A 22,527-nucleotide genomic window follows, 5' to 3' on the forward strand; every position below is an offset into this window, starting at 1 on the left:
TTCTCCTCAAAACAAGGTCGGGCAAACGAAGTTTGCCCGCAAATCCTCGTATTTCTATTATTCTACGTCTTGCAACGCGTCGTAGCCCTCTTCGCCCGTGCGCACCTTGACCACGTTCTCCACGTCGTAGACGAATATCTTGCCGTCCCCTATGTGCCCCGTGTACAGTACCTTTTTCGCCGTCTCGATGACGTCGCGGACGGGGATCTTGCTGACCACGATATCCACCTGCACCTTGGGCAAGAGGTTGGTCTCCACGGCGACGCCGCGGTAGTATTCGGGTTTGCCCAACTGCTGACCGTAGCCCATCACGTGCGACACGGTCATGCCCGTTATGCCCAATTTGCTCATAGCGTCCTTCAAGGCGTACAGCCGCTCCTCTTTGAAGATGATCTCCACCTTGGTGAACTTGGGCACGGCGAGAGGTTTGTCGACGGGGGCGGGCGCGGGCGCTTCGGCAAGCGCGGAACTTGCCGCCATGGGCACGACCCGCACGGGAATGGCCTCGGCGGGCGGGGTATCGCCCGACACCACGACGGTGCCGTCCTCGATATAATCGGCGTAGGCTTTGGGCGCCAAGGCAAAGTCGGCATAGGCCGACGGCAGACCGTGTTCGGTACTGTCCAAGCCCTTTATCTCTTCCTCACGCGAGACGCGCAAGCCCACGGTCTTTTTGATGAGAAGGAAGGTGCCGATCATAAATGCCGTCGTATAGGCTGCCACCGCCAAGATGCCCAAACATTGCACGCCCAACTGCCGCCATTCGCCCGTATAGAATAGCCCGTGCAGTCCTGCGGGGGCGTCGGGGTTGGCCAAAAGCCCCACGGCGAACGTGCCCCAAATGCCGTTGGCCATATGCACGCCCACGGCGCCTACGGGGTCGTCGATATGCAATTTGAGGTCCAACATCTCTACGACCACTACGACCAAGATGCCCGATACCACGCCCACGACGGTGGCGCCGATGGCGTCCAGGGCGTTGCAACCCGCGGTGATGCCCACCAAGCCCGCCAAACACGCGTTGATGCACATGGACACGTCGGGTTTGCCGTTTTTGATCCAAGTGAATATCATCGTCACCACGGTAGCCACCGCAGGAGCGATGGTGGTGTTGAGGAAGATGGTGGCGAGCTCGGACGAGGACGTGGCGGCCGCGCCGTTGAAGCCGTACCAACCGAACCACAAGATGAACGCGCCCAACGCGCCCAAGGGAATGGAATGGCCGGGAATGGCGTTGACCTTGGTGACTTTGCCGTCCTTATCCCTGACGTACTTGCCGATACGAGGCCCCAGAATAATGGCGCCGATCAAAGCCGCGATGCCGCCCACCATGTGAATGGCGGTAGAGCCCGCGAAATCGTGGAAGCCCAACCGAGCAAGCCAGCCGCCGCCCCAGATCCAATGCGCCTCGATGGGATAGATGAGGAGGGAAATAACGGCCGAATAGATGCAGTAGGACGAGAACTTGGTGCGCTCGGCCATAGAGCCGGACACGATGGTGGCGGCGGTGGCGCAAAAGACCAAGTTGAACACGAAGACGCTCGCGCCCGCAAAGCCGTCGGCGGGGCTTTGAATGAAGGCGGCGAACTTGGCGAAAAGGTCCATATTGGGAATGCCCACCAAGCCGGCCAAGGCGTCCTCGCCCATCATCAAGCCGAAGCCCAACACCATGAATACCACGGTGCCAATGCAGAAGTCCATCAGGTTCTTCATGATGATGTTGCCGGCGTTTTTGCTACGCGTAAAGCCGGTCTCGACCATTGCGAAGCCCGCCTGCATAAAGAAGACCAAGGCGGCGCCGATCAAATACCAATATTCGATAGTCATACTCTTACCTCTCCAAAGGGTATCGAATACCCCCTATACGTTGCCCCCTATCTCACGCCAAACATCAAATCGCAGTAGCTGGGATAGGGCCACTCTTTCTCGGCGACCATGGTCTCCGCCTCGTCCACCGCGGCGCGCAAAGACGCCATCTTGGGCAGTACCTTGTCGCGCACGGCGTAACTGACGTCCACGATGCCCGTGTCTACGAAACCGACGGACAGCACGGCTTGCTCAAGCCCCTCGCACTCCCGAAGGATCTGCTCGGACAGCGCGGACAACTTCTCCACCACGTCCTCTTCGTACGCGGTGCTGATGGCCGCTCCCAAGGCCTTTTTGGCCAGCGCGGTGGCGGCCACCGAGCCAACGTACTTGGACACGGCGGGCAATATCTCTTTGCGCACCATATCGCTCATGGTATTGGCCTCGATGGTGACCGTCTTGACGTAGTTGTCCAACATAATGTCGCAACGCGACTCCAATTCCTTTTGGGTGAACACCTTGTGCCCCAACAGCATATCCGCGTTCTTCTTGTCCAAAAGATGGGGCATACAGTCGGGCGTGGTGCGGTAGTTCAAAAGGCCGCGCCGTTCGGCCTCGGCGATCCAACTGTCGTCGTAGCCGTTGCCGTTGAAGAGAATGCGCTTGTGATCGTGAATGGTCTTCTTGATCATTTCGTGCAACGCCGACTCGAAGTCCTCAGCGCCCTCCAATTTGTCCGCGTAAATGCGCAAGGACTCGGCCACCGCGCTGTTCAGCATAATGTTGACGCACGAGATACTGTTGCTGGAACCGAGCATGCGAAACTCGAATTTGTTGCCCGTAAAGGCGAAGGGCGAGGTGCGGTTTCTGTCCGTGGTGTCGCGCGGGAACTTGGGCAGCACGTCCACGCCCAACTTGAGCGTGGTCTTTTTGGTGCCCGCGTAGGGCACGTCCTTCTCGATGGCCTCCAATATGGCGGTCAATTCGTCGCCCAAGAAGATGCTGACTACGGCGGGAGGCGCTTCGTTGGCGCCCAAGCGGTGGTCGTTGCCCGCGGTGGCTACCGAGATACGCAGTAGGTCTTGGTAGTCGTCCACCGCCTTGATGACCGCGCACAAGAACAGCAGGAATTGCGCGTTTTCGTAGGGCGTTTCGCCGGGCGACAGCAGGTTGACGCCCGTGTCGGTGGCCATAGACCAGTTGTTGTGTTTGCCGCTGCCGTTGACGCCCGCGAAGGGTTTTTCGTGCAATAGGCACGCCAAATTGTGTTTGGTGGCCACGCGCTGCATGATCTCCATCGTCAGCTGGTTGTGGTCGGTGGCGATGTTGGTGGTGGTGTAGATGGGCGCCAACTCGTGCTGTGCGGGCGCGACCTCGTTGTGCTCGGTCTTGGCCAAAATGCCCAACTTCCACAATTCCTCGTTGAGTTCGGCCATAAAGGCGGCCACGCGGGGCTTGATGGCGCCGAAATAGTGGTCTTCCATCTCCTGCCCTTTGGGCGGTTTGGCACCGAACAGGGTGCGGCCGCAGCACACCAAATCCTTGCGCTTCTCGAACATGGCCTTGTCCACCAAGAAGTACTCCTGCTCGGGCCCTACCGAGGTGCGCACGCACTTGACGTCCTCGTTGCCGAAGAGTTTCAAGATGCGCATGGCCTGCTTGTTGAGGGCCGCCATCGAACGCAAAAGCGGCGTCTTTTTGTCCAACGCCTCGCCGCCGTACGAACAGAACGCGGTGGGAATGCACAAGGTCTTGCCCTTGATGAAAGCGTAACTCGTGGGGTCCCACGCGGTGTAGCCGCGGGCCTCGAAGGTGGCGCGTATGCCGCCCGAGGGGAAGCTCGAAGCGTCTGGCTCGCCCTGTATGAGTTCCTTGCCCGAAAACTCCATGATCACCCTGCCGTCGGGGGCGGGAGAGATGAAGCCGTCGTGCTTCTCGGCGGTGATGCCCGTAAGCGGCTGGAACCAATGCGTGAAATGGGTGGCACCCTTGGCGACCGCCCAATCCTTCATGGCCACCGCCACCGCGTTGGCGACCGAAGAGTCCAAAGGCGTGCCCTCGTCAATGGTCTTTTTGAGGGATTGATACACCTTGGCCGAGAGCATTCCTTTCATCACTCTGTCGTCGAATACCATGCTTCCAAACATTTCCGTTACCGATTCCATAATTCTTCTCCTTTTTGGCGTTTTGCGCCTTATTTTCTAAAAAAGAGGGCAATAGAGCCTTGCGGACTCCATTGCCCCATCCAATCCGGTGGCACGAGATACCCCGTCCATCGACAAAATACCTCGTGCGTTTGGCACCGCCTTGGCGATGCGTTTGCTATCAAAAGAAAAGGCGCCTTCGAGACCATTCTCAAAGACGCCGTTGCCTTTCTACATTCCCATCGTAGCACTTCGCAAAAGCCAAAGTCAAACGATTTTCGGGGGGATTTGAAATATTTTTTTATTTGTCCCGCACCCCCGTTTTTCGGTTGACTTGGGCTTTTGCGAAGTCGTAGAATAGAAATAGATATGAGCAAAGGCGTTCATTGTAGTTTTTCTACGGTGAGCGCCTTTTTTCGTTGAAAGAGGTGATGATATGCAAAAAGAAGGTCAAATACGCATTCCGTCGGGTTGCGCCATAGCCGCCGTCATTTCGCGGGAGGGACGGCGCACGTCGGGCGAGGCCATCATACGGAGTATGGTGCCTATGCACGACCGCTCCAACGGCTTGGGCGGCGGCTTTGCCGCCTACGGCATCTATCCCGACTACCGCGAGCAATACGCTTTGCACGTGTTTTTCGACGGCAAGGCCGCCAAGAGCGAATGCGAGGCGTACCTCAAAGACCGGTTCGAGGTGGTCAAAGCCGAGATTATTCCCACCGCCAAGATACCGGCCATTACGGACGAGCCCCTCATTTGGCGCTACTTCGTGTCCCCTCTGCAATCGGTCTTGCGCAGTATGCAGTTGGACGAAAAGGAGTACGTCGTGCGCGCGGTGACGCACGTCAATACCTATATCGCGGGCGCGTACGTGTTTTCGTCGGGCAAGAATATGGGCGCATTCAAGGCCGTGGGCTTCCCCGAGGACGTGGGACGCTTCTACCGCCTGGACGAATACGAGGCCTACAGTTGGACGGCGCACGGGCGCTATCCCACCAATACCCCCGGATGGTGGGGCGGCGCGCACCCCTTCGGTCTGTTGGACTATACCGTGGTGCACAACGGCGAAATATCTTCCTACGACGCCAACCGCCGCTTTATCGAGATGTTCGGGTACAAGTGCAACTTGCAAACGGACACCGAAGTCATTACCTACATAGCCGACTATCTCCTGCGCAGACAAGGGCTGACCTTGGAAGAGACGGCCTCGGTCATCGCCGCGCCTTTTTGGACGACCATCGCCAAGAAAGCGCCCGCCGAGCAAGCCAAGTTGACCTACCTGCGCACGGTGTTCCCCAGCCTGTTGGTCACGGGGCCTTTCTCCATCATATTGGGCTTCAACGGCGGGTTGATGGCCTTGAACGACCGCCTGAAACTGCGCTCGATGGTGGTGGGCGAAAAGGACGACAAGGTATATATCGCCAGCGAGGAAGCGGCCATACGAGCCATAGAGCCGAATGCGGAGCATATATGGGCGCCGATGGGCGGCGAGCCCGTCGTGGTGAAAGTAAAGGAGGGCGTGGAGATATGAGCGTAGAGTATATCAACCCCGAGTATGAAGTGGTGCGCAACCGCGAACGGTGCATAGCGTGCCGCGTGTGCGAGCGACAATGCGCCAACGAGGTGCACCGCTACGACGGCGATCTCAGACTGATGCTGTCGGACGAAAGCAAATGCGTCAACTGTCAGCGTTGCGTGTCCCTGTGCCCCACGCACGCTTTGAAAATAGTCAAAAGCGACTGCCGCCTCAGGGAAAACGCCAACTGGACGGACGGCACCATCAAGGAGATCTACAAGCAAGCCAATTCGGGCGGCGTGCTCCTTTCGTCCATGGGCAATCCCAATCCCCTGCCCGTCTATTGGGACAGAATACTCATCAACGCGTCGCAAGTGACCAACCCCTCTATCGATCCTCTGCGCGAGCCGATGGAGACCAAGGTGTTTTTGGGCAAAAAGCCCGCAACCGTTACGCGCGACGGAAAGGGCGACCTCGTAACCGACCTTTCGCCGCAAATCGAGCTGGCTATGCCCGTCATGTTTTCGGCGATGAGTTACGGCTCCATCAGTTACAACGCGCACAAGAGTTTGGCGCTGGCCGCCACCGAGTTGGGCATCTGCTACAACACGGGCGAGGGCGGTCTGCACGAGGACTTCTACCAATACGGCCCCCATACCGTCGTGCAGGTGGCGTCGGGGCGTTTCGGCGTGCACGAGGCCTATCTCAACGCGGGCGCCGCCATCGAAATCAAGATGGGACAGGGCGCCAAGCCGGGCATAGGCGGACACCTGCCCGGTACCAAAATCGTGGGGGACGTATCCCGCACGCGCATGATTCCCGAGGGTTCGGACGCCATCAGTCCCGCCCCTCATCACGACATCTACTCCATCGAGGACCTGCGGCAGTTGGTCTACTCGCTCAAAGAGGCCACCGCCTACACTAAGCCCGTCATCGTCAAGGTGGCGGCGGTGCACAATATCGCGGCCATTGCCTCGGGCATAGCCCGCAGCGGCGCGGATATCATTGCCATCGACGGCTTCCGCGGGGGCACGGGCGCGGCGCCTACGCGCATTCGGGACAACGTGGGCATACCCATCGAGTTGGCCTTGGCGGCGGTGGATAAACGCCTCAGAGACGAAGGCATACGCAACAACGTATCCTTGGTGGTGGGCGGCAGCATCCGCTCGGCCGCCGACGTGGTGAAGGCCGTGGCGTTGGGCGCGGACGCGTGCTATATCGCCACCGCCGCCTTGCTTGCGATGGGTTGCCATCTGTGCCGCACCTGTCAGACGGGCAAGTGCAACTGGGGCATCGCCACCCAAAACCCCGAGTTGGTCAAGCGCCTCAACCCCGAGATGGGTAGCAGACGACTCGTCAACCTCTTGACCGCGTGGCAACACGAGATCAAGGAACTGATGGGCGGTATGGGCATCAACTCCATCGAAGCGCTGCGGGGCAACCGCTTGATGCTGCGGGGCGTAGGCCTCAACGAAAAAGAATTGGAAATATTGGGCATTGCCCACGCGGGGGAATGATATGAAACGCGTTTACGTCAATGAAGAGTGGTGTTTGGGGTGCAGGCTGTGCGAATACAACTGCACTTGGGCCAATTCGGGCATAGCCGATATGGTCAAGGCGCTCAAAGATAAGCCGTTGACGCCCCGTATTCGGGTGGAGGAGGACGGCAAAATCACCTATGCCGTGTCGTGTAGACATTGCGAAAACCCTCTGTGCGTCAAAGGGTGCATAGCGGGGGCGTTGCACGTAGAAAACGGCGTGGTGATGATAGACCAAGAGAAATGCGTGGGGTGCTTTACCTGCGTATTGCTGTGCCCCTATGGCGCGGTGACGCCTGCGCCCGATGGCAAGGCGGCGATGAAGTGTCAACTGTGTCTGGATAACCAAGCGGGTGCGCCCGCTTGCGTCAAGGGGTGCCCCAACCGCGCCATCGTGTATGAGGAAAGATAGTATGAAACGATACGTAATAGTAGGCGGCGGTATCGCCTCGGCGGCTTGCGTCGAAGGCATCCGCTCGGTGGACAAGACAGGCGAGATCGTAATGGTGGCGGGCGAGGGCGTGCCCACGTATTGCCGCCCTCTTATCTCCTATTATTTGGAGGGCAAAACCACCCTCGACAAGATGAAGTACCGCCCCGACGACTTCTACGACAAGGCGGGGTGTCGATTGGTGTACGGTACGGCGGATAGGATAGACGCCGACCGACGGACGGTGTACGTCGGGGAAGAGGCGATACCCTACGACGAGTTGTGCCTCGCCACCGGCTCCACGCCCTTCGTGCCGCCCTTCGAGGGGATAGGGGACGTGCCCGTCCGCACGGGATTTATGACGCAAAAGGACGCTTTGTATATGGAAAGCGTGCTGACGCCCGACGCGCGCGTACTCATCGTGGGCGCGGGATTGATCGGCTTGAAATGCGCCGAGGGCATCGCTCACCGAGTGAAAGAAGTGACGGTGTGCGACCTCGCGGACAGGGTGCTGTCCAGTATTTTGGATAAGCCGTGCGCTACGCGTATGCAAAAGGTATTGGAAAGTCACGGCGTGAAGTTCTATCTCCAAAACAGCGTGGCGCGATTCGAGGGTAGCACGGCCGTATTGCAGGACGGCACGCGGATAGCGTTCGACGTGCTGGTGACGGCGGTGGGCGTGCGCGCCAACGTCGGGTTGGTCAAGGGCATCGCGGACGTAGATAGAGGCCTGTTGACCGACACGCACCAACGCACCACGGCCCCGCATATCTACGCGGCGGGAGACTGCGCGCAAGGCTACGACGCCTCGATAGAGGGGGCACGTGTGGTGGCAATTCTGCCCAACGCCTACCGGCAAGGCTATACGGCGGGCGTCAATATAGCGGGCGGCGACGCGGCGTTCGACAATGGTATGCCATTAAACGCCATCGGGTTTTTCGGCTACCACGCGCTGACGGCGGGCGCCTATCGCGGGGAGACGTTCGAGGTGGTCACCGATACTTCCGTCAAGCGTTTGTTCGTGGAGAACGGGCGCTTGGTGGGCTTTATGCTGTTGGGCGACGTCGCCCGCGCGGGCATCTTGACGGCCATGGTGCGTGACCGCACCCCCTTGGGAGAAGATATAGCGGGTATAATAAATAATGAACCAACTTTGGTCGGTTTGGGCGCCGCGAAACGCAAAGAAATATTGGGAGGTGTGGTATAATGAGAATAGACGCGACGGATATGACCTTTGACGTCCTCAACGAGACCGTTCGACAATGCGCCGACCACGAGGTGGAAATCACCGGCGCGTTGGGACAGCGTTTCGTCGCCGCGGGCGCGGGCGAACGGCATATCGCCATCCACGGCACGCCCGGCAACGCCTTGGCCGCCTACCTCAACGGCGCCGAAGTCGAAGTGTTCGGCAACGCGCAGGACGCGGTGGGCGATACGATGAACGACGGCAAAGTGGTGGTGCACGGCAATATAGGCGACGCGGCGGGCTACGCGATGCGCGGCGGCAGTATCTACGTCAAAGGCAACGCGGGCTATCGCGCGGGCATCCACATGAAGGCCTATCGGGACAAAGTGCCCCACCTCGTCGTGGGCGGCGTGACGGGCAGTTTTTTGGGCGAGTACCAAGCGGGCGGCGTCATCGTGGTATTGGGCCTCGATAGCGACAAGCCCATCGTCGGCAATTTCCCTTGTACGGGTATGCACGGGGGCAAGATGCTGCTCCGCTCCGACCTTGGGGGCATATCCTTGCCGATGGGCGTTCACGCTGAACGAATCGAGGCGCGGGATAGCGAGTTCGCGCCCTGCATTCGGGAATACTGCCGCCTGTTCGACGTGGACGAAGACGCGGTATTCGAGGGCGCGTTTACCCTCGTAACGCCCGATACCAACAATCCGTACAAGCAAATGTACGTGCAAAATTGATTACTATGGGGAGCCCGTTGCTTCCAAAGAGGTGGATATGAGTTATACCCAACAAGAAGTGATGCAATTCATCGAAGAAGAAGACGTCAAGTTCATTCGATTGACCTTTTGCGACGTCTTTGGCAAACTGAAAAACGTGTCCGTCATGAACAGCGAAATCGCGCGTGCCTTCGACGAGGGCATCGCCATCGACGCGTCGGCCATCGCGGGATTCGGCGACGAGGCGCGTTCCGACTTGTTTTTGCACCCCGACCCCGATACGCTGGCTATTTTGCCGTGGCGCCCCGACCAAGGGCGCGTGGTGCGTATGTACTGCAATATCACCTATCCCGACGGCACCCCGTTCGAGGCGGACGGCAGACGGCTTTTGCAAGAGGCGGTGGCCGAGGCCAAAGCCGCGGGCTATACCTTCCGCTTCGGGCCCGAAATCGAGTTTTATCTGTTCAAATTGGACGCCGAGGGCAATATGACGGATACGCCCTACGACAGAGCGGGCTATATGGACCTGGCGCCCGAGGATAAGGGAGAGAATATTCGCCGCGCGATTTGCCTCACCCTCGAGCAGATGGGCGTCTATCCCGAGAGTTCGCATCACGAGGAAGGCCCCGGGCAAAACGAGATCGATTTTCGCTACGCCGAACCCCTCGCCGCCGCCGACAATGCCAAGACGTTCACGTCCGTGGTGGGCGCTATCTGCCATCGCAACGGCATCGGCGTCAGTTTCGCCCCCAAACCCATCGACGGCGCACCGGGCAACGGTATGCATATCAATTTGTCCGTAGTAGACGGCGACGGCAACCCCGTGACCGACGCGGCCGTGGCGGGCATTCTCAAACACATTCGCGCGCTGACGGTTTTCCTCAACCCCACCGAAGATTCGTATCTCCGCCTGGGCGGGCACAAAGCGCCACTCTTCGTGTCCTGGTCGCCCGAAAACAGGTCGCAACTCGTGCGCATTCCCGCCGCCAAGGGGCAATATCGGCGGGCCGAATTGCGCTCCCCCGATCCCACGGCCAACCCCTACGTGGCATTCGCTCTGTTGATATACGCCGCCTTGGACGGCATTCGGCACAACGTCAAATTGCCCAAGCCGTGCACGGTCAACCTGTATACCGCGCCCCAAACGGTAACGAATAAATACCCCACGTTGCCCACCGATTTGCGCCAAGCCCGCGAAACGGCCGCCAAGAGCGCCTTCGTCAAGCGGGTTTTGCCCAAGATGATTCTCGACGCCTATCTCAACAAGGATTGACGATATGGACTCCACCGTACGCACCTACCGCATATTGGTCGTAACGGCTGTCGCCAAGTTTTGCGAACAGTTGACGCCCCTTTTGCCCGAATCCGCTTCTTTTGCGGTCGATTCGGCGGCGAGCGTCAACGAAGCGCAGCGCAAGGCGGCCGAACGCGCCTACGACCTCGTGATCGTCAACACGCCGCTGCCGGACGACTTCGGCGTGCGGTTTGCCATTGACGTATCCACTCGCAGTAGTACGGTCACGATGCTCCTCGTCCATACCGACTTCTACGACGCCGTGTACGGCAACGTATTCGAGTATGGCGTATTCGTGCTTCGTCGTCCCACCGCGCCCGCTTTGGTGCGGCAGGCGTTCGATTGGCTATTGGCCACCCGCGAGCGGTTGCGCTCGCTCGAAAAGAAATCCGTGTCGCTACAGGACAAAATGGATGAGATCCGCTTGGTCAACCGCGCCAAGTGGGCGCTTATCTCGCACCTCAATATGACCGAGGACGCCGCCCACCACTACATTGAAAAGCAGGCGATGAACCGTTGCGTCTCCCGCCGCACCGTTGCCGAGGACGTTCTGCGCACCTATAAAGACTAACGTAGCATACCGATTGTTTTTGCTTGAACCTTTTTTATATGAAAAATGCTGAAATACTACCCAAAATTGGTCTCGCGCTTTGTTAGATTAGTTGTCAGACTTTTTGCCAAGTATAGATAGTATACAGATGATTGTTGCGATGCTAAGTAGACTTGAATTATGCGAATTCTTGTATAAATCGGTCAGCAATTTGTGTGCAGCATAATAATTTTCAAACAAAAATAATACCACAAATAATACTCATTCATATTTACCGTCGGTTTTAATTCGAGAACTAAATCAATACAAGCGATGCAATTTTATAGCGAGTTTTTTTAAAAAAATCATCAAACCTCTTGACAAATTAAATCGCACGCGATATAATAAGTTTGAAAATATCGCACGCGATATAATTCGGAGGTAAAAAATGGTCGATAAATACGTTCCTCTCAGACTAAAAAACCAGCTATGCTTCCCGCTTTACGCGGTTTCGAACATTATAACAAGGAAGTATAAGCCGCTGCTCGACGAACTCGATCTGACCTATACGCAATACATCGTTATGATGGTTCTTTGGGAAGAAAAGCAGGTGAATGAAAAGCTTCTCTGCGAAACGTTGTGCCTTAAGTCGAACACGGTCGCTCCGCTTTTGAAGAAGCTTGAGGATAAAGGATTTATTAAAAAGGAAAAAGACAAAGACGACGAGCGCAATCTCGTGATCACGCTGACGAAAGCCGGCGAAAAGCTGCAGGATAAAGCGCTCTGCGTGCCGGAAGCCATCTCAAAGGAGTTTCACCTGGCACCCGACGAAGCGGCGACGCTTTACGCAACGTTATACAAGATACTCGATGAAGAGAGAGCCAAAGACAAATGCGCAAAAAACCGAAAATAAATTACGCATAATAATAATTTTTAATTATTGGAGGAGGAAGAAAAAATGAACATCTATGATTACACCGTAAAAGCGAGAAAAGGAGCAACTCTCAGAATGGAGGACCTCAAAGGGAAAGTCCTGCTTATCGTAAACACAGCCACCGGATGCGGCTTTACCCCGCAGTATAAAGCGCTTGAAGCACTTTATGAGAAGTATCACGACAAAGGTCTTGAGATCCTTGACTTCCCGTGCAACCAGTTCGGACATCAGGCGCCGGGAGATGAAGGCGAGATCCATGAATTCTGCACGGCGAAGTATAAAACTCAGTTCGATCAGCTCGCCAAGGTCGACGTGAACGGCGAAAACGAGGAACCGCTGTTTACCTTCCTTAAAGAACAGGCGCCCGACGAAGAAGTCAAGGGCATGAAGAACAAGATCATTATGAACAAGATCGCAAAAATCAGCGAAACGTATCGTAAACCGGCTGATATCAAGTGGAATTTTACGAAATTCCTTGTTGACCGCAACGGCAACGTGGTAAAGCGTTACGATCCCACCAGCAATCCCGCGGATTTTGACGCGGAGATAGCGGCGCTTATTTAAATGCATATTTTCAACCGAAGGAGGAAATAAAACAATGGCAGTTATTGAAGTAACAAAAGATAATTTCGAAAAAGAAGTTCTTAAATCGGAAATCCCTGTGCTCGTTGATTTCAACGCGAGCTGGTGCGGTCCCTGCAAATCAATGAGACCAATGCTTGACGAACTTGCGAATAACAACACAAAATACAAAATCGTTTCTGTCGATATCGATGAAGAGGATGAACTTGTCGAAGAATATGAAGTGGCATCCATTCCATGCCTGGTCGTATTCAAAGACGGTGTGGAAACAAACAGGAACGTCGGGCTGATCCCGAAGGATTCCATAGCTGCGCTGATGGAGGATTGAACGATGTATGATATAATAATCATCGGTGCGGGACCTGCCGGAATGACCGCTGCCATTTACGCAAGGCGCGCCGCAAAATCAGTCTTGGTTCTTGAAGCGGTGAACTACGGCGGACAGATCCTTAACACCCCGGATATTGAAAATTATCCGGCTGAGGCGCATATCTCCGGATACGATTTTTCCACCAAGTTATATGAACAGGCAAAGGAGCTCGGCGCGGAATTTATTTTTGAAAAGGCGGTCGACATAAAGAGCGAAAACGGCACGAAAGTAGTGGTGACGGCGAAAAACAGCTATGAAGCCGAAACCGTTATCATTGCCACGGGTTCCGCAAGCCGAAAACTCGGTCTGGAAGATGAAGAAAGACTCGTCGGTAAAGGCGTATCATACTGCGCGACGTGCGACGGGAACTTTTACAGAAAAAAGGTCGTTGCGGTAGTGGGAGGAGGCAATACGGCATTGGAGGACGCTCTCTACCTCTCGGATATCGCCGAAAAGGTATATCTTATCCACCGCAGGGACAGCTTCCGCGGTGAAGAAGCGAACGTCAGCCGTCTGACCGCAAGGGAAAACGTGGAATTCATCTACAACTCCAACGTGACGAAACTGATCTCCGATAAGCGTCTCCGTGCGATCGAGGTCACAAACAATCTCGATGGCTCTGTCAGAACGGTGGAGCTTAACGGGCTGTTTGTCGCGGTAGGACGCATCCCCGAGAACCGGAATTTCGCCAATCTCGTAAAGCTTGACGACGCCGGATACGTGGAAGCGGGCGAAGACTGCCATACAAGCTGCGATGGTATTTTCGTCGCGGGCGACAACCGCACAAAGACGCTGCGTCAGCTTGTGACCGCCGCGGCGGACGGCGCGATGGCTGCGACAGAGGCGGTAAAGTATATCAACAATATTTGAGGTCGCCTGGATAAAAAATAAGGAGGGCTCATAAAATGAGTGTTTATGATTTTACTGTAACGGACAACAAGGGAAACAACGTTTCATTGAAGGAATACGAAGGAAAAGTCCTGCTGATCGTCAATACGGCGACAAGGTGCGGTCTGACGCCGCAGTACGAAGGGCTTGAAGCTCTTTACGAAAAATACCGCGATCAAGGCTTTGAGATCCTTGATTTTCCCTGCAATCAGTTTGCGTTTCAGGCGCCGGGTAATGCTGAAAAGATCGATTCGTTCTGTAAGCTCAAATACGATACAAAATTCCCGCGTTTCGCAAAAATCAAGGTCAACGGATCCGACGCCGATCCGCTCTACGTTTATCTTAAAGAACAGAAACCCGGAAAGATCGGGTGGAATTTTGCTAAATTCCTGATCGACCGCAAAGGAAACGTGGTCGAACGTTTCGCGCCGACAGATAAGCCGAAAACGCTTGAAGCGGCGATCGAGGCGGAGCTTGCAAAGTGATCTATGCTGCTATTTGAACCGTTTTCTGAGACGTTGCTCGTCAAGATACTTCCGTATATCAGGAAAAACCGTTCGCTTTGCAGCGAGTTTTCCGCGGGATATCTGTATATGTGGAACAAGGATACGGACGTTAGATTCTGTCTGTGGAACGATACTCTGTCGATAAGCGAAACCATCGGGGAACAAATCGCTTTCAGTTACCCGATCGGTGCGGATCCCGAAGGGATGATCGACGAGCTGAAAGAGTATGCGTATCAAAACCGATTGCCGCTTCGTTTCTTTGCCGCGGATGAAGATATCCTGGAAAAGATACGCGGGGACGAACGTCTTGCGGACGCCATGTGGGCATACGAAAGGCGCTGGAGCGACTATATTTACAGCGCCGAAGACGCGATGACGTTCAAAGGAAAGAAATTCAGCGGGCAGAGGAATCATATAAACCGATTCAAAAAGCTATACGGAGAACCGCATATCCGTTTTTTGACGGAGGACGACCGCGGGATCGCGGCGGAGTTTCTTGAGACGTATGCGAAAGAGCACCGCGACTGGCGCGCGCTTGAAAAACGCGAGTTCGAACAAACGAAAAAACTCTTTGACGTCTGCGGCGCGCTCGGACTTTATGCCGCGGGGCTATTCGTCGATGATGAGCTCGCGGCATTCAGTATCGGAGAGATTTCGGGCGATATGCTGCTGATCCATACGGAAAAGGCGCTGAGAAAATACGAGGGAGCGTATCCGACTATGTATTCTGGATTCGTCCGTCTGATCAGCGGCACGGCTGACCGGATGCCGAAATATGTCAACCGTGAAGACGATTCCGGCGACGAGGGGCTTCGCACTTCCAAAATGCAGTATCATCCGACGGCGTTGGTCCACAAATACCTCGTTCACGTCGGCACTCCGGCTGCTAAAGTTACTCACGGAACGGTGCTGACGGCAAATGATATGGTTCTGACGGAAATCCGAGAAAGCGACAAGCAGGCATATCTGGCTTTGAATACGGACGAGGAAAACAACCGTTTTTGGGGGTATGATTACCGCGATGATACGAGCGTCGACGGGGCTTTGACCGAGGATACTTTTTACGAGTCCTTGCTATACGATATGAGGGCGGGCGACTCGGTTAATTTCGCCGTCCGGCAGATCGAAGACGGGCCGATGATCGGAGAAACGATCCTGTGGAACTTCACCTCCGAGGGTCTTGCCGAGGTCGGGTGCCGGATATTCCCCGCCTATCAAGGCAGGGGATACGGAAGACGCGCGTTCGGGCTGACGGCGGATTATGCGGAGCGCACGATGAACGTCCGTGTCACGGCGCGATGCTTTAGCGAAAACATCAGGTCGCGCCGCATGATCACGGCAAACGGATTCGTCCCCGTCAGGCGGGACGATACATATGAATATTTTGAACGCAGAGAAGAGACGAGCCATTAAAAAAGGAGAAACTGAAATGAAAATATCGGAAGTTATCGAAAAAAGACGGAGTGTTCGCACGTTTGACGGAACGAAACTGCGCGAGGAAGACGCTCAGGCAATTATGGAATGTGCAAAGAACGTCGAAAATCCATATGCCATACCGATCACGTGGAAGATGCTCGACGCCGGCAAGTACGGGTTATCAAGTCCCGTGATCGTCGGAGCCGACACCTATGTGGCGGGGAAAATGCGTCGCGTTCCGCACGCGGAGGAAGCGTTCGGATACTCTTTCGAAAAGATCGTTATTTTCGCGGAATCAATAGGCGTAGGCACGACGTGGATCGCGGGGACGATGAACAGGAACGCATTTGAACGCGCTCTTGCCGTTGATCCCGGTGAGGTCATGCCGTGCGTCAGCCCGATCGGATACCCGGCGAAAAAGATGTCGCTGAGGGAAACGATGATGAGAAAAGGCATCAAAGCGGACAGCAGATCGGATTTTGAAGAGCTGTTCTTCGACGGCGACTTTGAAACTCCGCTGACCGAAGAAAAAGCGGGAGCTTTGAAAGACGCTCTCATAGCGGTGCGGCTCGCGCCCTCCGCGGTCAACAAGCAGCCGTGGCGCGTCGTCGTGCAAGGCGATAAAGTGCATTTTTACGAAAAGCGGAGCAACGGATACGTTTCCGGCGACGACTGGGATATTCAGAAAATAGATATGGGCATCGCGCTTTGCCATTTTGAGCTTATCGCAAAGGAGCGCGGACTTGACGTAACGTTTGAGATTGCGGAACCGGAACTGCGCCCCGGCGACGATACGCATTACATTGCGTCTTACGTCCTTAAATGAGAAGATCGCTTTCGTCTGAATGATATAGGAGAAAAGCCAAATGAAAACGGCAGTAAGGTATTATTCAAAACTCGGAAACACAAAAAGGATCGCCGAAGCGATCGCGGAAGGCGCGGGCGTGAAAGCGGTGTCGGTAACGGAAGAGCCCGATCTCGCGGAGTATGTCGACGTCCTCTTTCTCGGCGGCGCGCCATACGCCAATATCATGGCGCCGGAACTCCGCGCCTATGCCGAAAAGCTCAGTGCCGACCAGGTAGGACGCGCGGTCCTGTTCACCACGTCAAACTGGTCGCGGCGAACGGTGAGAGCGCTCAAAAAGGAGCTTCGCGCCAAAGGCATACCGGTTGACGAAAAGTATTTTTATGCGCATATGACGCGGATCAAAGCGCGCACGGATGCAGCGAAGGATTTCACAAGGAAGATGCTTGAATGAAGAACAACGGAAAAGATTTTGGTATTCAGAAATATATGACGGAGGGTGTGGAGCGTATCGTTTCAGAGGCGTTAAAAGCAACACTGAAAAACCCTAGAGAAAGCGCATTCATGCTGAAATTCGCCGCTGTTTACCGCACTGCGAGAAGGCAATCTTTTGAACGATGATCACGCGGGTGGCTGCGTGCTCTATGAAAAGCGCGAACTCGTTGAGAGTCTGATCAAACAATCACGTTAAAGTACATAATTATCGAGGTAAATAAAATGAAGGCAGGCAGTACGATATGATTGGATAACCAAAAACCCTGTCAGTAGAACGAAACTAAATGGCGGAGGTAACAACAATACCTGCCTTATACCCGTTGCAGAGAAGGAGGTGTTTTCCTTTGGCGAAGTACAAGATTTCCTCGAAGCTCTCGACAGTATGCCGGAAGAGTCAATTAACTATCATGTTTGCTTAAAGGTGCTACTGTTCACGGGCGTTAGAATCGGAGAAATGAATGGACTTCGTTGGAGTGATATAGACTTTGAAAAGCGCTTAGTCCATGTCAAAAGAAACAAGCAGTACAGCCCCAAATTAGGCGTATATGAGAAAGAACCTAAAACAAAGAACTCAGTACGCGACATTCCCATTCCATCAGCTTTATATGAAGCCTTAATTGAATATCGAGAATGGTTCCGCGTTGCGGATAACCACTTTGACGAGAAGTTAGACGAATATTATTTGGCAGCAGGTGTAGATCGTCAGCCGCTTCATCCGCTAACACTACGAACAGTTCTAACAAGATTTGAAACGCGAAACGGATTTAAGCACGTGTCATGTCACGGATTGCGTCACACTTATTGTTCATTATTGTTGGCTCAGAACGTGCCTATTCAAACCGTATCAAAGTACATGGGGCACGCGGATTCAATAACTACATTGAAGGTGTACAGCCACTTTATACACGATACACAGGAGAAAGTAATCGATGCATTGGACAGCAATACAAAGAAAAAGCCGTAACCATTTGTGGATAAAAAGAGGCCGCTTCTTAAACAAGAAACGGCTTCTTTTTGGCGCTCGTGAAGGGAGTCGAACCCCCGACACCCGCCTTAGGAGAAATCCTTGATTTTGAAAACGATATAAAACGTTGATTTTCGTCAAATATCTTACGTTTTAAGCCGCTTTATGCGAGCAAAAACGCCTGTTATTTTGCGTTTTATCAAACAAGTTTCGCTTTTCAAAACAACTTTTATGTCTTTTATATACCGATTTTATACCAATATCTGCTTTAATCTATATCATCAAACATATCCAATCCCAGCGGATTAGTGAAATTTTCGATTTCATCGTTGACACAATCGAGAAAGTATTGGTCGTAATTCCAATTAGCTGATTCAATATCCTCGTTGAAGATAAGTTTGCAGTACTCGTCGAAGAATAAAGCAATACCATCCAACAGACTAAGAATGAGTTGTTCGTTCAGGTCAACAAAGTAAATCGCTAAATCGCCTTGTGCATACTGAGCTTTATTTTTCAAGACCTCAGGATAGTTGCTATAAAGAGTGCTATATGTAGAAAGGCTATTGTGTTTAATGAAATTCCAAATGCAATACATTTTATCGTAATCTTTGAATCCAGCAAGCTTGGATATGGATTCCTGCGTATTTCCTTTAAATGTGTACAATGCACTTCTATCGAATCTGTCTTTTTCGTATCCATTTTGAGTTAAAACATATACCGTGATTGCCTCTATTCTGGAAACCATTAAATGAAAGAACTGGGCATACATACTTGTTTTGAGTCCAAAACGTTTGTGTTCGGCTTCATGCTCTGCCATCATAGTTGCCCATTGAGCACGAGCATTTGCGGCTCCGGGGCCGCTGATCCCACACATAAGTTTATAATCGTCCCCGGGCGTGTATTTTTTCGACTTGATCTTGGCGATTGCGGCGTCAACAATGGGTTTGTGTTCATTTTTCCATTTGCTTTTGATTTCTGCAATTTCGCTCCTGAAAATATTGCAATTATAATCCGTATAATACCTTTTGGTCGGATAAAAGTAATGAGTCTTTCTTTTATCCATTATTTCTTTTTGTTGCTCACCCAAGCCTATTCTTTTATCATAGCGAATCGGATCTATTTTTATGCGTCTGTCTTTGCCGAAAATAAACACACCGTAAAAACGTGTGTCGGAATATGGGTCACTTATCCCGTATTTTGCTAAAATCGCATTCTTCTTTGCTATTTCGTTTTCGGGAGCATCGTTGACATAATAGTCATCCATTGCCCGATATAGTTCTTGATTCATAAACCGTTTTGTTCTTTCTCTTTTCATACCTTTCTCTAAAAACTGAGGCATTCCCATCAGAGAATGCCTCTGCTCGATTGATTATCAAGCGTTTTACATAAGACAACACCACGCTAACCATACTCAGATTCGGTAATAGCAATCCGCAAACCGACTTCTTGCGATAATACAATAATTGCGGGACGCAAGCGTGCGGCAATACTGCTTATCAGCCTTTTGTTTTAGCACTATTATCTACTCTGCCGTGTTTATAGGCGAATGCGGGGCAAGACGTATCCCCGCAAGCCTTATGTACAAATATCTTATCATAAGGCCTTAGTTTTTGTCAAGTGCGGCTGATTTATGGAACGTTAATCGCAATGGAAAAATGTGTTTTTCAACAAAATAATTCGTGGAAAAGTGTTATTTTGATATTGATTTCCCATTGTATTTATGCTATAATGTGGGCGAAGATGTATAAGGGAGGTTGAATATGCTTCAACGTAAAATCTCAAAAAAGATAGAAGACTTCTACAAAAACAAGCCGCATAAAGCGCTCATGATTATTGGGGCGCGGCAGGTGGGCAAGTCGTATATCGTCAATGAATTTGCGAAATCCCACTATAAAAGTGTAATAAGGGTCGATTTCATTGAGAATCCCGATTATGCTTCAATCTTTGCAAAAGCGGAAGGTGCGGAAGAGATCCTTTTGCGTATGTCGGCGCTTTTTGGCGATAAGATGATCCCCGGCGAAACGATGATCATCTTCGACGAAGCGCAAGAATGCAAAGAATTGGTCACGCAAATCAAGTATTTGGTTCAAGATGGAACGTACGACTACATTCTCAGCGGTTCGTTGTTCGGCACTATTTTTAAGGATATCGTTTCCGCTCCCGTCGGGTATATGGATATTATGGAGATGTATCCTTTGGACTTTGAGGAATTCGCTTGGGCGAACGGCGTCGGGAAGAACGTTATTGATTCTTTGAGAAAAGCGTTTGAGCAAAAAACACCGGTGGACGCGTTTATTCACGAGCGGATGCTGTCTCTTTTCGAGTTGTACTTGATAGTCGGGGGAATGCCTGCCGCCGTGTCTACCTATTTGGCAACGAAAAATCTTCGCAAAGTGGCGGATGAACAGACTTCAATCATCAAACTTTATAAGCACGACGTTTCCAAATACGACGAGAAAAGCCGCCTGTATCTGAATGATATATTCGACTTGATCCCCAGTGAATTGAACTCGAAAAACAAACGTTTTATCTTAAAGAACTTGAACGAAAAGGCGCGGTTTGATAAGTATTACGATAGTTTTTTATGGCTGAAGAACGCAGGCGTCGCGCTTCCCGCAAACGTAGTGGACGAGCCGATAGTGCCCCTGCTTCTTTCCAAGTCGCAGAATCTTTTTAAGCTGTTCTCCAACGACGTAGGATTACTCGCGGCGCAATACGGTGGGGATATTCAACTGAAAATCTTACAGCACGAGACGACGATGAATTTCGGATCCATCTACGAAAACGTCGCCGCTCAAGAACTGACCGCGCACGGGTATCCGCTATACTACTACAATAGCAAGAAGTTCGGCGAAATAGATTTCATTATCGAGAAGGACGGCAAGGTTTTACCCATCGAGATCAAATCGGGCAAAGATTATTATCGTCACAATGCTATGGACAACGTGTTGGAACTACCCGAATATGCGATCGACGAAGGATACGTTTTTTGCAATGGAAACGTCGAAGTTCGTGATAAGATCACCTATTTCCCCATTTATATGCTTATGTGCTTATTGAGAAAAGAACTTCCGCATGAAGTTATATTTAACTCCGATTTCTCGGACTTAAATGATAAAAAATGATCATTCCGAAACGAATAAGTCGAGGTGTACCCATATTGGGACAGATGACGATTTACAAAGTAAAAAGGATACGATATTATTCACAGTAGGTCTACGGTGGCATTGATTTTTCCGACGAAAAGTGGTAAAATAGGATAGGAAATCTAAAGGATAAAAACGAATGGCAAAAGAGATAGAGACATTATATAACGAGCATTTTGAAGAAATGACCGGCGCAAATAATCTCGATGAATATTCGGAAACGGATGTTGATCGGGTTTTGCGCCGTCTTTTGAAATGCTTGCCAAATGACGGGAAGTACTATAAGTATCGTAAGGGTGAAGGACAAGACTTCGATTACGCCTACGACACGCTCGAAAAAGGATATATTTGGCTGGCTCAAGCAACAACTCTTAATGACGACGTTGATACAACTATCAACTTTGACCCTGAAAAGGACATTGAGGACGTCAAACAATACCTTCTTTCACATCCCATAGAAGTATTTATATGGTTGTTTAGGAAGATACAAGAATCCGGGGATTTGGTATTTGGTTGGGATCAATTGCAAACGGCATTATTCCGAATGGCGATTGCTTGTTATGATCTTGAAACAGGAGAACTCAATAGAGAAGAAGCAAAAAAAGTGTTTTTAAGTTTTGGTTGTACGGAGCAAGAGTGCAATTCAACACTTGATAAAATTGACGATTTTGTCAAAACCTATTTAATAAAAAATGAGGACGTGTTAAAGAAAATCTGCGACAACTATTTAACAATCAATAGAAAGTTTAGAGAGATGTCGTATGTGTTTTGTGTCTCGGAATGCTACGATTTGGATACGATGTGGGCGTATTATACAAACAATAAAGGGTTTTGTATCGAATATGACTTCAAGAAAGTGTTGAATCTTCCGATAGAAAAAAGACGGCTATTTATGAACTTCTGCAAAGTTCTTTATAGTGATACGAAGGAAAGATTCTCTTTTGTCCCCGATATTCAATACTTTCTTGGCGGATATAAGGACAAAGCATTACTTGCGGAATCCAATAGAACAAAGATTGCACAACTACTAACCAAGCAAGAGAAATGGGAAGACGAGAAAGAGTGGCGATTATTCCTTTGCAACACAGAGAATAAACTCTATGCAGATTTAATAAGCGCAATATATATTGAAAATTCAATGCTTGATACCGATAATGGTAAAAAGTTGTTGGACCTAGCAAAAGAAAGAAACTGGGGCGTTTACATACGGAAACTTAATTATATTGGAACTAAGCATATTTATGAGATATATTCGAGATGAT

General features: G+C 51.9%; 22 protein-coding genes. 19 read left to right on the forward strand and 3 right to left on the reverse strand.

Going from position 1 to position 22,527, the window contains the following annotated elements; translation table 11 throughout:
• Positions 1-57: 57 nt before the first annotated feature.
• On the reverse strand, positions 58-1,827 hold the full coding sequence (gene amt / locus II896_03245) for an ammonium transporter (GenBank protein ID MBQ4443663.1): 1,770 nt from the start codon (positions 1,825-1,827) through the stop codon (positions 58-60).
• 47 nt (positions 1,828-1,874) lie between these two features.
• Complete coding sequence (locus II896_03250; GenBank protein MBQ4443664.1) at positions 1,875-3,971, reverse strand: glutamine synthetase III; 2,097 nt, start codon at positions 3,969-3,971, stop codon at positions 1,875-1,877.
• 415 nt (positions 3,972-4,386) lie between these two features.
• On the opposite strand from II896_03250, the gene II896_03255 reads away from it, so the two are divergent.
• From II896_03255 to II896_03335, 17 genes are all read left to right on the forward strand, one after another.
• Positions 4,387-5,481, forward strand: coding sequence for a hypothetical protein (locus tag II896_03255; protein MBQ4443665.1), 1,095 nt, complete (start codon positions 4,387-4,389; stop codon positions 5,479-5,481).
• Entirely contained in the window at positions 5,478-6,983 is a 1,506-nt protein-coding gene (locus II896_03260; GenBank protein MBQ4443666.1) for a 4Fe-4S binding protein, read from the forward strand. Before II896_03255 ends, II896_03260 begins: the two co-directional genes overlap by 4 nt.
• A gap of 1 nt (position 6,984) precedes the next feature.
• Positions 6,985-7,416: a 4Fe-4S dicluster domain-containing protein gene (locus tag II896_03265; GenBank protein MBQ4443667.1), complete on the forward strand. Its 432-nt coding sequence runs from the start codon at positions 6,985-6,987 to the stop codon at positions 7,414-7,416.
• Position 7,417: 1 nt separating this feature from the next.
• On the forward strand, positions 7,418-8,641 hold the full coding sequence (locus II896_03270) for an NAD(P)/FAD-dependent oxidoreductase (protein MBQ4443668.1): 1,224 nt from the start codon (positions 7,418-7,420) through the stop codon (positions 8,639-8,641).
• A complete protein-coding gene (locus tag II896_03275; protein MBQ4443669.1) occupies positions 8,641-9,357 on the forward strand; it encodes a glutamate synthase in 717 nt (238 codons plus the stop codon). Before II896_03270 ends, II896_03275 begins: the two co-directional genes overlap by 1 nt.
• 37 nt (positions 9,358-9,394) lie before the next feature.
• Positions 9,395-10,609 carry a glutamine synthetase gene (locus II896_03280; protein ID MBQ4443670.1) on the forward strand — a complete coding sequence of 405 codons (1,215 nt, stop codon included), beginning with the start codon at positions 9,395-9,397 and terminating at the stop codon, positions 10,607-10,609.
• Positions 10,610-10,613: 4 nt separating this feature from the next.
• Entirely contained in the window at positions 10,614-11,201 is a 588-nt protein-coding gene (locus II896_03285; protein ID MBQ4443671.1) for an ANTAR domain-containing protein, read from the forward strand.
• Between the two features lie 406 nt (positions 11,202-11,607).
• Entirely contained in the window at positions 11,608-12,072 is a 465-nt protein-coding gene (locus II896_03290; GenBank protein ID MBQ4443672.1) for a MarR family transcriptional regulator, read from the forward strand.
• Positions 12,073-12,117: 45 nt separating this feature from the next.
• Complete coding sequence (locus II896_03295) at positions 12,118-12,657, forward strand: glutathione peroxidase (GenBank protein ID MBQ4443673.1); 540 nt, start codon at positions 12,118-12,120, stop codon at positions 12,655-12,657.
• 34 nt (positions 12,658-12,691) lie between these two features.
• On the forward strand, positions 12,692-13,003 hold the full coding sequence (trxA, locus tag II896_03300; GenBank protein ID MBQ4443674.1) for a thioredoxin: 312 nt from the start codon (positions 12,692-12,694) through the stop codon (positions 13,001-13,003).
• 3 nt (positions 13,004-13,006) lie between these two features.
• Positions 13,007-13,915 (forward strand): thioredoxin-disulfide reductase, encoded by a 909-nt coding sequence (gene trxB, locus II896_03305; protein MBQ4443675.1) that lies wholly within the window; start codon positions 13,007-13,009, stop codon positions 13,913-13,915.
• A gap of 35 nt (positions 13,916-13,950) precedes the next feature.
• Complete coding sequence (locus tag II896_03310; protein MBQ4443676.1) at positions 13,951-14,418, forward strand: glutathione peroxidase; 468 nt, start codon at positions 13,951-13,953, stop codon at positions 14,416-14,418.
• Positions 14,419-14,421: 3 nt separating this feature from the next.
• Entirely contained in the window at positions 14,422-15,852 is a 1,431-nt protein-coding gene (locus II896_03315) for a GNAT family N-acetyltransferase (protein MBQ4443677.1), read from the forward strand.
• A gap of 16 nt (positions 15,853-15,868) precedes the next feature.
• Positions 15,869-16,681, forward strand: a complete 813-nt coding sequence (locus II896_03320) for a nitroreductase (GenBank protein MBQ4443678.1) — start codon at positions 15,869-15,871, stop codon at positions 16,679-16,681.
• 40 nt (positions 16,682-16,721) lie between these two features.
• The gene (locus II896_03325) at positions 16,722-17,114 is read left to right on the forward strand and encodes a flavodoxin (protein ID MBQ4443679.1); all 393 of its coding nucleotides are present in this window, start codon (positions 16,722-16,724) and stop codon (positions 17,112-17,114) included.
• Positions 17,111-17,281, forward strand: a complete 171-nt coding sequence (locus II896_03330; GenBank protein ID MBQ4443680.1) for a hypothetical protein — start codon at positions 17,111-17,113, stop codon at positions 17,279-17,281. The genes II896_03325 and II896_03330 overlap by 4 nt, the downstream gene beginning before the upstream one ends.
• 208 nt (positions 17,282-17,489) lie before the next feature.
• Positions 17,490-18,119, forward strand: coding sequence for a site-specific integrase (locus II896_03335; protein MBQ4443681.1), 630 nt, complete (start codon positions 17,490-17,492; stop codon positions 18,117-18,119).
• A 268-nt stretch (positions 18,120-18,387) separates the two neighbouring features.
• Here II896_03335 and II896_03340 read toward each other — a convergent pair whose 3' ends face one another.
• The gene (locus II896_03340) at positions 18,388-19,434 is read right to left on the reverse strand and encodes a hypothetical protein (GenBank protein MBQ4443682.1); all 1,047 of its coding nucleotides are present in this window, start codon (positions 19,432-19,434) and stop codon (positions 18,388-18,390) included.
• Positions 19,435-19,879: 445 nt separating this feature from the next.
• Here II896_03340 and II896_03345 point away from each other — a divergent pair, with 445 nt between their 5' ends.
• Both II896_03345 and II896_03350 read left to right on the forward strand, forming a co-directional pair.
• Entirely contained in the window at positions 19,880-21,244 is a 1,365-nt protein-coding gene (locus II896_03345; GenBank protein ID MBQ4443683.1) for an ATP-binding protein, read from the forward strand.
• Positions 21,245-21,404: 160 nt separating this feature from the next.
• A complete protein-coding gene (locus II896_03350) occupies positions 21,405-22,526 on the forward strand; it encodes a DUF2971 domain-containing protein (GenBank protein MBQ4443684.1) in 1,122 nt (373 codons plus the stop codon).
• The last annotated feature ends 1 nt before the right edge of the window (position 22,527 follow it).

The sequence above is a fragment of the Clostridia bacterium genome (genome assembly GCA_017394805.1).
Lineage (GTDB): Bacteria > Bacillota > Clostridia > Christensenellales > CAG-1252 > RUG14300.

Excerpts from the sequence above, each read along its gene's own strand:
- II896_03330 (MBQ4443680.1), top strand. The coding sequence starts at position 17,111 with ATGAAGAACAACGGAAAAGATTTTGGTATTCAGAAATATATGACGGAG.
- II896_03340 (MBQ4443682.1), bottom strand. The coding sequence starts at position 19,434 with ATGAAAAGAGAAAGAACAAAACGGTTTATGAATCAAGAACTATATCGG.
- II896_03310 (MBQ4443676.1), top strand. The coding sequence starts at position 13,951 with ATGAGTGTTTATGATTTTACTGTAACGGACAACAAGGGAAACAACGTT.
- II896_03345 (MBQ4443683.1), top strand. The coding sequence starts at position 19,880 with ATGCTTCAACGTAAAATCTCAAAAAAGATAGAAGACTTCTACAAAAAC.
- II896_03350 (MBQ4443684.1), top strand. The coding sequence starts at position 21,405 with ATGGCAAAAGAGATAGAGACATTATATAACGAGCATTTTGAAGAAATG.
- II896_03255 (MBQ4443665.1), top strand. The coding sequence starts at position 4,387 with ATGCAAAAAGAAGGTCAAATACGCATTCCGTCGGGTTGCGCCATAGCC.
- II896_03290 (MBQ4443672.1), top strand. The coding sequence starts at position 11,608 with ATGGTCGATAAATACGTTCCTCTCAGACTAAAAAACCAGCTATGCTTC.
- II896_03280 (MBQ4443670.1), top strand. The coding sequence starts at position 9,395 with ATGAGTTATACCCAACAAGAAGTGATGCAATTCATCGAAGAAGAAGAC.
- II896_03260 (MBQ4443666.1), top strand. The coding sequence starts at position 5,478 with ATGAGCGTAGAGTATATCAACCCCGAGTATGAAGTGGTGCGCAACCGC.
- II896_03250 (MBQ4443664.1), bottom strand. The coding sequence starts at position 3,971 with ATGGAATCGGTAACGGAAATGTTTGGAAGCATGGTATTCGACGACAGA.
- II896_03285 (MBQ4443671.1), top strand. The coding sequence starts at position 10,614 with ATGGACTCCACCGTACGCACCTACCGCATATTGGTCGTAACGGCTGTC.
- II896_03320 (MBQ4443678.1), top strand. The coding sequence starts at position 15,869 with ATGAAAATATCGGAAGTTATCGAAAAAAGACGGAGTGTTCGCACGTTT.
- II896_03265 (MBQ4443667.1), top strand. The coding sequence starts at position 6,985 with ATGAAACGCGTTTACGTCAATGAAGAGTGGTGTTTGGGGTGCAGGCTG.
- amt (MBQ4443663.1), bottom strand. The coding sequence starts at position 1,827 with ATGACTATCGAATATTGGTATTTGATCGGCGCCGCCTTGGTCTTCTTT.
- II896_03315 (MBQ4443677.1), top strand. The coding sequence starts at position 14,422 with ATGCTGCTATTTGAACCGTTTTCTGAGACGTTGCTCGTCAAGATACTT.
- trxA (MBQ4443674.1), top strand. The coding sequence starts at position 12,692 with ATGGCAGTTATTGAAGTAACAAAAGATAATTTCGAAAAAGAAGTTCTT.
- II896_03295 (MBQ4443673.1), top strand. The coding sequence starts at position 12,118 with ATGAACATCTATGATTACACCGTAAAAGCGAGAAAAGGAGCAACTCTC.
- II896_03275 (MBQ4443669.1), top strand. The coding sequence starts at position 8,641 with ATGAGAATAGACGCGACGGATATGACCTTTGACGTCCTCAACGAGACC.
- II896_03270 (MBQ4443668.1), top strand. The coding sequence starts at position 7,418 with ATGAAACGATACGTAATAGTAGGCGGCGGTATCGCCTCGGCGGCTTGC.
- II896_03325 (MBQ4443679.1), top strand. The coding sequence starts at position 16,722 with ATGAAAACGGCAGTAAGGTATTATTCAAAACTCGGAAACACAAAAAGG.
- trxB (MBQ4443675.1), top strand. The coding sequence starts at position 13,007 with ATGTATGATATAATAATCATCGGTGCGGGACCTGCCGGAATGACCGCT.